Annotated in this window: 9 protein-coding genes; 1 reads left to right on the top strand and 8 read right to left on the bottom strand. The window is 70.5% G+C overall.

Going from position 1 to position 12116, the window contains the following annotated elements; translation table 11 throughout:
• Nucleotides 1–5: 5 nt before the first annotated feature.
• From DEJ28_RS07680 to dusB, 8 genes are all read right to left on the bottom strand, one after another.
• Nucleotides 6–938 (bottom strand): ATP-binding cassette domain-containing protein, encoded by a 933-nt coding sequence (locus DEJ28_RS07680; protein ID WP_111116263.1) that lies wholly within the window; start codon nucleotides 936–938, stop codon nucleotides 6–8.
• Nucleotides 939–1084: 146 nt separating this feature from the next.
• Entirely contained in the window at nucleotides 1085–2803 is a 1719-nt protein-coding gene (locus DEJ28_RS07675) for an ABC transporter ATP-binding protein (protein WP_258368120.1), read from the bottom strand.
• On the bottom strand, nucleotides 2800–3795 hold the full coding sequence (locus tag DEJ28_RS07670; protein WP_111116265.1) for an ABC transporter permease: 996 nt from the start codon (nucleotides 3793–3795) through the stop codon (nucleotides 2800–2802). Before DEJ28_RS07670 ends, DEJ28_RS07675 begins: the two co-directional genes overlap by 4 nt.
• Before the next feature lie 2 nt (nucleotides 3796–3797).
• Complete coding sequence (locus DEJ28_RS07665; protein WP_111116267.1) at nucleotides 3798–4892, bottom strand: ABC transporter permease; 1095 nt, start codon at nucleotides 4890–4892, stop codon at nucleotides 3798–3800.
• A gap of 72 nt (nucleotides 4893–4964) precedes the next feature.
• Nucleotides 4965–6599 carry an ABC transporter substrate-binding protein gene (locus DEJ28_RS07660; protein ID WP_111116269.1) on the bottom strand — a complete coding sequence of 545 codons (1635 nt, stop codon included), beginning with the start codon at nucleotides 6597–6599 and terminating at the stop codon, nucleotides 4965–4967.
• Nucleotides 6600–7146: 547 nt separating this feature from the next.
• Complete coding sequence (dnaG, locus tag DEJ28_RS07655) at nucleotides 7147–9075, bottom strand: DNA primase (RefSeq protein ID WP_111116271.1); 1929 nt, start codon at nucleotides 9073–9075, stop codon at nucleotides 7147–7149.
• Between the two features lie 59 nt (nucleotides 9076–9134).
• A complete protein-coding gene (locus DEJ28_RS07650) occupies nucleotides 9135–10430 on the bottom strand; it encodes a deoxyguanosinetriphosphate triphosphohydrolase (RefSeq protein ID WP_111116273.1) in 1296 nt (431 codons plus the stop codon).
• Nucleotides 10427–11581 (bottom strand): tRNA dihydrouridine synthase DusB, encoded by a 1155-nt coding sequence (dusB, locus tag DEJ28_RS07645; protein WP_111116275.1) that lies wholly within the window; start codon nucleotides 11579–11581, stop codon nucleotides 10427–10429. The genes DEJ28_RS07650 and dusB overlap by 4 nt, the downstream gene beginning before the upstream one ends.
• A 47-nt stretch (nucleotides 11582–11628) precedes the next feature.
• Here dusB and DEJ28_RS07640 point away from each other — a divergent pair, with 47 nt between their 5' ends.
• Nucleotides 11629–12114, top strand: a complete 486-nt coding sequence (locus DEJ28_RS07640) for an aminoacyl-tRNA deacylase (RefSeq protein WP_111116277.1) — start codon at nucleotides 11629–11631, stop codon at nucleotides 12112–12114.
• Nucleotides 12115–12116 lie beyond the last annotated feature (2 nt).

Below are 12116 nucleotides of genomic sequence, written 5' to 3'. Positions count from 1 at the left end.
GGTGGTCACGCGTTCTCCTGGCGTTCCGATCGGGGGCCGGTCCCGGCGGACACCGGGCGGCGGGGCGCCGACGAGCGGCGCGGAGCGGCGGCGGTCGCCGGGCGGCGCTTCACCGGACGTGCCGCGGTCGCGGCGAGCGTCTTCACGTAGGGGTCGACGGGGTTGTCGAGGACCTCGTCGAAGGTGCCGAGACCGACGAGGCGGCTCTCGGCCATGATCGCCACGCGGTCGGCCAGGGCCCGGGCCTCGCGCAGGTCGCTCGACACGACGACGGCGGAGAACTGGCGGTTCCGCTGCAGGGTCGCGAGCGCCTCGAGCACCGACTGGCGGACGAGCACGTCGACGCCGCGCGCCGGTTCGTCGGCGACGAGCAGCTGCGGCTCGAGCACGAGTGCACGAGCGAGGGCGACCCGCTGCCGCTGGCCGCTGGAGAGTTCCCACGTGTTGAGCCGCATCACCCCGAGCGGCAGGTGCACCGCGTCGACCAGGCGCGCGACGATGAGGCCCGCTTCCTTCCGGTCGAACCGGCGGTCACGCATGTAGATCGGTTCGGCGATGGCCTCGCCGACGGTGAGGTCGGGACTGAGCCGGTCGGCACCGTCCTGCGGCAGGTACCCGATCCGCCCGCTGAGGCGCTCGGCCTTCCGCGACGTCGTGCGCAGCCCGCGGGTCTTCTGTCCGAGCACGGTGAGCTCGCCGCCGACGATGTGCCGTCGGTGGGCGCCCTCGCCCTCGCCGGTCGCGCCGAGCTGTCCCGCGATGGCGGCGGCGAAGGTCGACTTGCCGGACCCGGACTCGCCGAGCACGGCGAGGATCTCCCCCTGGCGGACCGTCAGGCTCACGCCGTCGACGGCGCGGATCGCGTCCGTCCCCCGTCCGCTCCGGTACTCGATCGACACGTCGTCTGCGACGACCGCCGGTCCGTTCACCGCGATCATGGGTCCCCTTCCACGCCGCCCCCTGGCGGCGGTTCGCGACGGGCCGGAGCGCACCGGCCGTCGTGCGTGGTGCGGTGGAGGCGACACCCTGGAGGCGCGGCGTGCGTCGACGACGCCAGCCGCGCCTCCAGGGTGGTCACGTCGGGTCAGGACCCGGCGTTCTCCAGTGCCACAAGCGTACGCCGTCGCTCCGCCTGTTCCGCCGGGTCCGGGACCGGGAGGGACGCGAGGAGACGCTGCGTGTAGGGGTGCTGCGGTGCGCCGAGGACCTCGGCGGTCGTGCCCGTCTCCACCAGGTCACCGCGGTAGAGCACGGCGATCCGGTCGGACAGCGCACCCACCACGGCGAGGTCGTGGCTGATGAACAGCGCCGCGAACCCGAGGTCCTGCTGCAGCTCGAGGAACAGCTCGAGCACCCGCGCCTGCACGGAGACGTCGAGCGCGCTCGTCGGCTCGTCCGCGATGAGGAGCTTCGGCCGGAGCGCGAGCGACCGCGCCAGCGAGGCGCGCTGGCGCTGCCCGCCGGAGAGCTCGTGCGGGTACCGGTCGCCGTACGCGGCCGGCAGCTGCACGGCTTCGAGGAGCTCGGCGACCTGCTTCCGCGCGGCCCGCGGACTCGAGGCCGCACCGTGCACGACGAGGGGCTCGGCGACGCACTCGGCGATGGTGAGCAGCGGGTTGAACGAGGTCGCCGGGTCCTGGAAGACGAACCCGATGTCCTTGCGGTGCCGCTTGAAGTCACGCTCCCGGTAGCCGAGCATCTCGGTGCCGAGCACGTTGAGCGATCCCCCGGTGATCTTCGTCAGCCCGGCGATCGCGCGGCCGATGGTGGTCTTGCCGGAGCCGGACTCCCCCACCAGGCCGAGGACCTCGCCCGGACGGATCGCCAGGTCGACGCCCTTCACGGCCTTGAACGCGTGCGATCCGAGGCGACCGGGGTACTCGATCTCGAGCCCCTTCGCCTCGACGAGGGGCGCGACGTCCTCGGTGATCGCGGCGCGCCGGGCGACGCCCGTGGAGGCCTCGAGCCGGGGCACCGCGGCGAGCAGGCGCTTCGTGTAGTCGGCCTGCGGCGACGCGAAGAGCTGGTCGACCGGGGCTTCTTCGACGACCTCGCCCTGGTACATCACGGCGACGCGGTCGGCCAGGTCGGCGACGACGCCCATGTTGTGCGTGATGATCACGATCGCGGTGCCGAACTCGTCGCGGCACCGACGGAGCAGGTCGAGGATCTCCGCCTGCACCGTCACGTCGAGCGCGGTCGTCGGCTCGTCGGCGATGATGACGCTCGGTTCGAGCGACAGCGCACTCGCGATGACGACGCGCTGCTTCTGCCCGCCCGAGAACTGGTGCGGGTAGTGGTCGACGCGGGTCTCGGGGTCGGGGATGCCGACACGGCGGAGGTAGTCGATGGCCTTCGCCCTCGCCTCCTTCTTGGAGACCCCGCCGTGCGCCCGCAGGCCCTCGGCGATCTGCCACCCGACCGTGAAGACCGGGTTGAGGGCCGTCGACGGCTCCTGGAAGACCATCGCGCCCGCCGTCCCGCGGAGCCCGCGGAGCTTCTGCGCGCCGACGCTCACCACGTCGGTGCCGTCGAGGTACACGGCGCCGCCGAGCGTCGCCGTCTCCGGCATCAGCCGGAGGATGCTCCGCGCGGTCACGGACTTGCCGGAACCGGACTCGCCGACGAGGGCGAGGACCTCACCCGGCCGGACGTCGAGACTGACGCCCTTCACGGCGTCGACGGCGCCGCCGTCGGTCGCGAAGGTGACGGTCAGGTCGTCGACGACGACGACGGGTTCCGTGGTGGTGTCGCCTGCCTGGAGGCGCGTGGTGGCGCCCGGCTGGCCGGTTGCGTCCGTCATGCGGTCGCCCCTTCCGTGCTGCTGGCCTGCTTGCGGGACACCAGCTGCTTGAGCCGTCGGCGCGCACGCAGACGAGGATCGGAGATGTCGTTGAGGCTCTCGCCGATGAACGTGACGCCGAGGACGAGCACCACGATCGCGACACCCGGGAAGACACCGGTCCACCAGACGCCCGACGCCACGTCGGACAGCGCACGGCTGAGGTCGTAGCCCCACTCCGCGCCGCTCGTCGGGCCGATGCCGAACCCGAGGAAGCCGAGGCCCGCCAGGGTCAGGATCGCGTCGCTCGCGTTGAGCGTCAGGATCAGCGGCAGGGAGCGCGTCGAGTTCCGGAGCACGTGCCGCGTCATGATGCGCCACGGGTTCGTGCCGAGCACCCGCGCGGACTCGACGAACGCCTCGTTCTTCAGGCGCACCGCCTCGGCGCGGACGACCCGGAAGTACTGCGGGACGTACACGACGGTGATCGAGATGGCCGCGGCGATGATGCCACCCGAGTAGCTCGAGTTGCCGCCCGAGACGACGATCGAGACGACGATCGCGAGCAGCAGCGACGGGAAGGCGTAGATCGCGTCCGCGACCACGACGAGGACCCGGTCGAGCCAGCCGCCGAGGTACCCGGAGACCATGCCGAGCAGGACGCCGATGATGATCGACACGACGACGGCCACGACGACCACGAGGACCGCGGTACGCGCGCCGTAGACGACACGGCTGAACACGTCGAACCCACCGACGGTCGTGCCCCAGATGTGCGTGGCGCTCGGCTCGCCGGTGCGCGGGAAACTGACGCCGTCCGCACCCTGCAGCTGGCCGAAGCCGTACGGGGCGATGAGCGGCGCGGCGACTGCGACGATGATGTACAGGGCGCAGATGACCACGCCCGTGATGAGCATGGCGCGCTGCCAGCCGGTGCTCCGGCGGAGTTGGACCACCACGGGGAGACGCTTCCAGAGCGGCTCGTGGCGGTCGACGAGGGAGGTGTCAGCCATCTCTAGAACCTCACTCTCGGGTCGATGAGCGCGGCGACGACGTCGACGACGAAGTTCGTCACCGCGACGATGACCGCGAGGATCGCGACGATGCCCTGGACCGCGACGAAGTCGCGGGCCGACAGGTACTGGTTGAGTTCGAAACCGAGCCCGCGCCACCCGAAGGTGGTCTCGGTGAGCACCGACCCACCCAGCAGCATGGCGATCTGCAGGCCCATCACGGTGATGATCGGGACCAGCGCCGGACGGAACGCGTGCGTCCGGACGAGCCGCGCCTCCCGGACGCCGCGCGAGCGTGCCGCGTCGACGTACTCGGAACCGAGCGAACCGATCATGTTGGCGCGCACCAGCCGCAGGAAGATGCCGGCGGTGAGCAGACCGAGCGTCAGCGCGGGCAGGACCGCGTGCGACAGCACGTCGCCGATGATCTGCGCGTTGCCGGTCCGGAGCGCGTCGATGATGTAGATCCCGGTCGGGTTCTCGATCCGGTCGAGGATCAGCTGGGCGCGCGTCGAGGCCCGGTCGCCGAGCGGGAGCCACCCGAGCCAGACCGAGAAGACGAGCTTGAGCAGCAGACCGCCGAAGAACACCGGGGTGGCGTACGTCAGGATCGCGAGCGCACGGAGCAGGACGTCCGGCCACTTGTCGCGCATGTACGCGGCGAGCATGCCGAGCGGGATGCCGAGCACCAGGGCCACGACGAGCGCGTAGAACACGAGCTCCGCGGTGGCGCCGCCGTACTGCAGGATGATCTCGGTCACCGGACGGTTGTCGGTCACCGACGATCCGAAGTCACCGCGGACGATCTGTCCGAGGTACTCGATGTACTGCACGATGACGGGACGGTCGTAGCCCGCCGCGTGCAGGCGTTCCTGCAGCTGGGACGGGGTGAGACGACCGCCGACCGAGGCGGTGATCGGGTTCCCGATGACGCGCATCAGGAAGAACACGAGCGTCACCAGGATGAAGATCGTCGGGAAGATGAGGAGGAAGCGGACGAGGACGTACCGACCGAGTCCGCCGCCGCCGCTGGCACGTCGCTGTGCCTGCGGCTTCGTGGGCTCCGTGTCGATCGCCTCGGGGTTCGTGAGGGTCACGGGGTGGGGTGCCTTTCGCGTGACGCGGACAAGGGGCGCCCCTCGTGGGAGCGCCCCCTGTCGTGCGACTGGTTACTTGCTGATCGTCCCGTAGCGGAACTTGAACGAAGCGTCGAGCTCGACGCCCTTGACGTCCTTGCCGGCCACCGCGACCGACTTGCCCTGCAGGAGCGGCAGGGTCGAGATCTGCTCGGCCTGACGCTGCTGGGCCTGCTCGATGAGGTCGGCGCGCTTGGACTCGTCGGACTCTTCCTGCTCGTCGGCGATCAGACCCTGCAGGGTCGGGTCGTCGTAGTGGTTCTGCACGAAGTTGTCCTTCGTGAAGAACGGCGAGAGGTAGTTGTCGGCGTCCGAGAAGTCCGGGAACCAGCCGAGCTGGTACTCCGGGTACGCGTCCTTCGTGCGGTCCACGGCGTAGGTCGTGTAGACCGTCGACTGGATGTTGACGGTGAACAGGCCCGACGACTCGAGCTGCGACTTCAGCAGTGCGTACTCGTCGTCCGAGGCCGAACCGTAGTGGTCCGGCGAGTACTGGATGTTCAGCTCGATCTTGCCGCTGACTCCCGCGTCCGACAGGGTCTTCTTCGCCTTGTCGAGGTCCGGGGCACCCTGGCCGTCGCCGTAGAGCGACTTGAACGGCGTCGCCGCACCGGTCAGTCCGTCCGGCACCATCGAGTAGACCGGCGTGTAGGTGTCGTTGTAGACCTCCTTCGCCAGGGCGGCACGGTCGACGACGTCGGCCACCGCCTTGCGGACCGCGAGGGCCTTCGACGCGTCGGCGCCGCTCTGGCCGGTGCCGAAGGGCTGGGTCTTGAAGTTGAAGACCACGTAGCGGATCTCGCCGCCGGGGCCGTCGATGACCTGGAGGTCCTTGTCCTTGCGGAGCGAGGTGATGTCCGTCGGCGTCAGGGAGCGGTACGCCACGTCGACGTCGCCCTTCTGGACGGCGAGCTTGAGGTCGGTTTCCTTGGTGAAGTACTGGGCGGTGACGTCCTTGGTCTTCGCCTTGTCGAGCACGCCGTCGTACTTGGGGTTCGCCTCGTACGCGATGAGGTCGTTCTCCTTGTAGGACTTGATCGTGTACTGGCCCGCGAACGCGTTGCCCTTCACGATGTCCGCGGCGCTCGTCAGCTTGGTCGCCGAGAAGACGTCCTCGTCGACGATCGGGCCGGCGGGGCTCGAGAGCACCTGCGGCCAGGTCTGGTCGGCGTGGTCGAGGTGGAAGACGACGGTGGTGGCGTCCGGGGTGTCGATGCTCTTGAGGTTCGCGAGCAGCGACCACGGGCCGTTGTCGTTCTTGATCTTCAGGTCGCGGTCGAACGAGAACTTCACGTCGCTCGAGGTGAGCTTGTTGCCGTTCGCGAACTCGAGACCCTTCTTGAGGGTGACCGTGTACGTCGTCGGGTCGGTGAACTCCGCCTTCGTGGCGATGTCCGGCTTGACGTCCGGGCTGCCCGTCGGGGTGTTCAGCAGGAAGGGGAAGACCTGGTTCTGCACGGCGAAGGAGCCGTTGTCGTAGGAGCCCGCCGGGTCGAGCGACGTGATCTTGTCGGTCGTGCCGATGATCAGGCCGTTCAGGTCGTCGGAGCCGCCGCTGCCGCCGCCCGCGCAGCCGGTCAGCACCAGCGCCGTTGCTGCTGCGCCGGCGCCGAGCGCGATGGTGCGCTTGCCCCACTTGGCTGTGCGCTTCTTGAACACGGATGCCATGTCCGATGCCTCTCTTGGTGATGAATGCAAGGGCCCCGGCCGGCGGGTGGTACGTCTGTGTGCCCGGCCAGGAACGCTCATTGCTATCACCCTGTCACGGAATGCAACGAACTCAGAGCGATTTGTTTACACCGCTGTAATGCAGGAGTGCGTCGCGTGGCGCACAATCCGTGCGGTGGTGAGCGGCGCGTCGCGCACGAATGTTGCGTCGTGCAACCTGTGCGTTCGGTGGCGCGAGATCGCACTTTCGCGCGCACGGCCGGTGCCGAGATCGCACTTTCGCGCGCATCGACGTCGGCCGAGGCCGCCGAAGTGCGATCTCGGCGGAACGGGCGCGGGCGCAGGCGCGGGCACGTCGTGCGGCCTCGTCGCAATCGACCAGCGCGGCACGGCCGGTGCCGAGATCGCACTTTCGCGGGCATCGACTTCGGCCGAGGCCGCCGAAGTGCGATCTCAGCGGCGCTTGCGCGGGCGCGGGCGGGTGCGAGGGCACGTGCACGCGGCCGCGGGCGGGTGCGCGGGAGCGCGCACGTGGGCACGGAACGGGCTAGGAGGCCTCGGTGTCGGCGCGCAGCCGCATCCGCTGGGCGTCGATCTCGACGAGCTGCCGTTGGATCTCGGCCCGCCGGTCGGCCTGGTCGTTCGGGTCCGCGCGCTGCAACTGCCCGAGGAGCGACGCCTTCCGCGCGAGCAGGTCCCGCTCCACCAGCGCGACGACGATGCTCCGCGCGTAGAGCGCGAGGGCTTCGTCGGTGCGGGCCGGGATCGGTGCGAGTGCGAGTTCCTGCACGAGGCCGCGGAACGGAGCCGGCACGTCCTGCAGCAGCCGGTCGAGCCAGTCCACCGAACCGACGGCATCGACGTTCGCCACGACGGCGTCCCGCACGACCGAGAGCATCGGCGCCGAGAACGTCGCCGATGCGGCGAGTCCGAGCAACGGCGCTCCGACGTGCCCGGGCTGCTGCACCATCGCCATCACGGCGTCGCGTTCCATCCGCGTGATGGGGTCGTTCGGCAGGAGACGGAGTCCGGCGATCGGTTCGTCCGGCAGAGCCGCCGTGTCGCCGCCGGAGCCGGAGCCGGAGCCGGACGCGGCGTGCGCGGTCCGGTGGTCGTCCTGCCGTGGCCCGGCGGCGCCCGCGCGCTGCCGGGCGTTCTCGACGGCACGACGGACCTCGGGGATGTCCATGCCGAGCCACTTCGCGGTCTCTCGCGTGTACGCCGTCGCCAGCGTGCGGTCACGGATCCCGGCGACGACGGGAGCAGCATCGCGGAGCCCGGCGACGCGTCCCTCGGCCGTCTCGATGTCGTGCGTGGCCAACCGGCGCCGGATCATGAACTCGAACATCGGGCGCTTCGTCTCGATCAGACGCGTGACGGCGGAGTCACCGCGGGCCAGCCGGAGGTCGCACGGGTCGAGTCCCTCGGGTGCGACGGCGACGTAGGTCTGGGACGCGAACCGGCTCTCCTCGGCGAAGGCGCGGGAGGCGGCGCGCTGTCCGGCCTCGTCCGGGTCGAACGTGAAGACGATGTTCCCGAGCTGCGAGAGGTGGGCGCCGGCCGAGTCGCCGAGCATCGGGCGCAGCACCTTGATGTGGTCGACGCCGAACGACGTGCCGCACGTGGCCACGGCGGTGGTGATGCCGGCGAGGTGGCACGCCATCACGTCGGTGTAGCCCTCGACGATCACGACCTGCTTCTGCTTCGAGATGTCGCGTCGGGCGAGGTCGAGCCCGTAGAGCACCTGGCTCTTGTGGTAGATCGGGGTCTCCGGCGTGTTGAGGTACTTCGGGCCCTTGTCGTCGTCGAGCAGCCGGCGCGCGCCGAACCCGATCGTCGCCCCGGTCACGTCGCGGATCGGCCACATCAGGCGGCCGCGGAACCGGTCGTACGGCGAGCGGTCGCCCTGGCTGACGAGGCCGGCCGAGATGATCTCCTCGATCGTGAAGCCGCGCCCCCGCAGGTGGTCCTTCAGCGCGTCGTACGACTTCGGGGCGAACCCGACGCCGAAGTGCTGCGCCGCCGAGGGGTCGAAGCCGCGCTCCCCCAGGAAGTGGCGGGCCGGCTCGGCTGCGGCCGTGGTGAGCTGCGCGACGTAGAACTGCTGCGCCGCCTCGTTCGCGGCGATGAGACGCGCACGCGTGTTGTAGTCGGTGCGGGGACCGTCGCCCTCGTCGTAGTGGAGCGTGAAGCCGATCTTGGCGGCCATCCGCTCGACGGCTTCCTGGAAGGTGGTGTGGTCCTGCTTGATGACGAACTCGAAGACGTCGCCGTCCTCGCCGCAGCCGAAGCAGTGGTACCGACCGACCTGTGGACGCACGTGGAACGACGGTGATCGCTCGTCGTGGAAGGGGCAGAGGCCCTTGAGCGAACCGACCCCGGCGGACTTCAGGGTGACGTAGTCGCCGACGACGTCAGCGATGTTGACGCGCGCGCGGACCTCGTCGATGTCGTTCCGCGCGATCCTGCCAGCCACGTCTCGATCCTAGTTCGTGCGAGTGACACCCCCCGACCGAGCGGCGTGGGTGCGCCCGGTCAGACGGGGATGTGGACGGCCTCGTGCTCGCCGACGACGAGCCGCTTGTGCCAGGCGAGCGCCCCCTGGTCGGTGAGGCTCGCGACCTGGTCCACCACGGCACGCAGCCGACCGTCGTCATCGCTCGCGGCACGCCAGTCAGCGGCGAACCCCGGCTCGAGGTCGGCGCTGCCGCTCGCCGCGAGTGCGTCGAGCAGTTCGGTCAGGATCCGACGTTGTTCCTCGTACACGGGCTGCCGGTCGCCGTGCGTCATGACGAACGCCGCGACGATCCCCTTGAGCACGGCGATCTCCCCGATGATCTCCGGCGGCGTCACGACCGAGGCCGCGAACCGGACGAGGGACCCGGACGCGTAAGACTCGCGCGTCGCGGTGGTCGCCGTGCGCGCGAAGCGCCCGATGAGCTGCGAGGTGAGGTTCTTCAGCCGTGCCGCGTCCTGCCGGGAGCCGTCGTAGGACGTCATCCACAGCGGCAGCGACCGCAGCCGGTCGAACGCCTCGAGCAGTTCGTCACGACTGAGGTCCGACCCGACCCAGGCGTGCATCGCCGACACGATGTCGTTCTCGCCGACACGATCACCCAGCGCCGCGACGTCGATGAAGCCCGCGACGACGGCGTCCTCGAAGTCGTGCACGGAGTACGCGATGTCGTCGGAGAGGTCCATCACCTGCGCTTCGATGCAGCGCTGGCGACGGGGAGCACCCGCGCGCAGCCACTCGAAGGCGTCGTGGTCGTCGTCGTAGAAGCCGAACTTGGTGCGGCCGGACGATGCCTCGGACACGCCCTGCGCGGCCGGCCACGGGTACTTGCAGCTGGCGTCCAACGATGCTCGGGTCAGGTTGAGCCCGTACGGACGGTCGCCGGTCGCGCCGGAGCGCGGCCCGTAGACCTTCGGCTCGAGCCGGGTGAGGAGCCGGAGCGTCTGCGCGTTCCCCTCGAACCCGCCGATGCCCGTGGCCCAGGCGTTCACGGCCGTCTCGCCGTTGTGCCCGAACGGCGGGTGCCCGATGTCGTGCGCGAGGCAGGCGGTGTCCACCACGTCGGGGTCGAGCCCGAGCTGGTCGGCGAGCTCACGGCCGACCTGCGCGACCTCGAGCGAGTGCGTCAGACGGTTCCGCGCGAAGTCGAGCCCCGTCGTCGGGCTGAGGACCTGGGTCTTCGCGGCGAGGCGTCGGAGTGCGCTGGAGTGCAGCAGCCGGGCGCGGTCGCGCGCGAAGTCGGACCGGCGGTTGCCGTGCGTCTCGGGCAGCCAGCGCTCGGCGTCGGCGGGCCCGTACGAGGACGTGGCGCTCATCCGCCGCTGTGGTGCAGCTCGGCGGCGGCGAGGACCTGGCGGAAGGCAGCGTCGACGTCGCGCGACTCGAGCCAGCGGTCGGGCAGGGCGGTGCGCTTCGGGTGACCGGCACGACCGCGCGGCCCCTCGGCGTCGGCGCCCGGGTACGGTGCGTCGTGGTCGAGCTGCGCGAGCAGGTCGTCGATCTCCTGCAGGCTCGACACCATCGCGAGCCCGGACCGGACGTCGCTGCCGATCGGGTACCCCTTGAAGTACCAGGCCACGTGCTTCCGGATGTCGCGGCAGCCGTGCTCTTCCGAACCGAAGAACTCGACGAGCAGTTCGGCGTGCCGGCGGAACCCGTCGGCCACTTCGCCGAGGGACGGCATGTACCGGAGGCCCTCGCCGCGGAACGCCGCCGCGAGGTCGCCGAACAGCCACGGCCGGCCGAGGCACCCGCGCCCGACGACGACGCCGTCGGCTCCGGTCTCGTCGACCATGCGGAGGGCGTCGGCCGCGGACCAGATGTCGCCGTTGCCGAGGATCGGGATGTCGGTGACGGTCTCCTTGAGGGTGGCGATCGCCGACCAGTCGGCGTGCCCGGAGTAGTGCTCGTTCGCGGTGCGGGCGTGCAGCGAGACGGCCGCGACGCCGGCGTCACGCGCGATGCGGGCGGCGTCGAGGTAGGTCAGGTGGTCGCTGTCGATGCCCTTGCGCATCTTCACCGTGACGGGGACGTCCCCGGCGGCGCGCACGGTCTTCGTGACGAGTTCGCGGAAGAGCTCGAGCTTCCACGGCAGTGCCGCTCCGCCGCCCTTCCGCGTGACCTTCGGCACCGGGCACCCGAAGTTGAGGTCGATGTGGTCCGCGCGGTCCTCGCCGACCAGGATCGACGCTGCCTCGGCGACGGTGTTCGGCTCGACCCCGTACAGCTGGATCGACCGCGGGGTCTCGGACTCGTGGTGCTGGATGAGCTGCATCGACACGGGGGTCCGCTCGACGAGCGCACGCGAGGTGATCATCTCGCACACGTACAGCCCGGCGCCGTACTCGCGGCAGAGCCGGCGGTACGCCATGTTCGTGATGCCCGCCATCGGCGCGAGCACGACCGGCACGTCGACCTCGATGGGGCCGATGCGCAAGGGCTTCCGGGGGGCTTGTGTGATCGTCATACCTGTCCCATTCTCCCACGTCGGTGCTCGCCGGTAGCGTTCTCCCCATGACGACCGACGCCACCACCAGGTTCGACGCCGACGCGACCGCCCGCGGCCTCCGGGTCGAGGTCACCGAGCGGCCCGCGGCGGACTCCCTGCACGAGGCCGCTGCCCTGCTCGGGATCGAACCGGGCGACATCGTCAAGACCCTGGTCGTCAAGCGCCACGACGGCGGCTTCCTGCTCGCCCTGGTGCCCGGCGGTCGCGCCATCGCGTGGAAGAAGCTCCGCACCGTCGTCGGCGTGAACAAGCTGTCGATGCCCGACGCCGCCACGGCGCTCGAGGCCTCCGGCTACGAGCGCGGCACGATCACGCCGATCGGCGCGACGGGCGACCTGCCGGTCTACGCCGACGAGCGCATCACCGGTCGCCGTGTCGCGCTCGGTGCCGGTCGACACGGCGCGAGCGCCTTCGTCGACGCCGATGACCTCATCACGGCGTACGGCGCGACGGTCGCCGACATCACCGACGAAGAACCGCAGCGCGCCTGATC

The organism is Curtobacterium sp. MCPF17_002 (genome assembly GCF_003234115.2).
In the GTDB taxonomy this organism is placed as follows: Bacteria; Actinomycetota; Actinomycetes; order Actinomycetales; family Microbacteriaceae; genus Curtobacterium.
The sequence above is the reverse complement of the archived record's forward strand: the minus strand, read 5'-3'. Positions and strand labels throughout refer to the sequence as shown.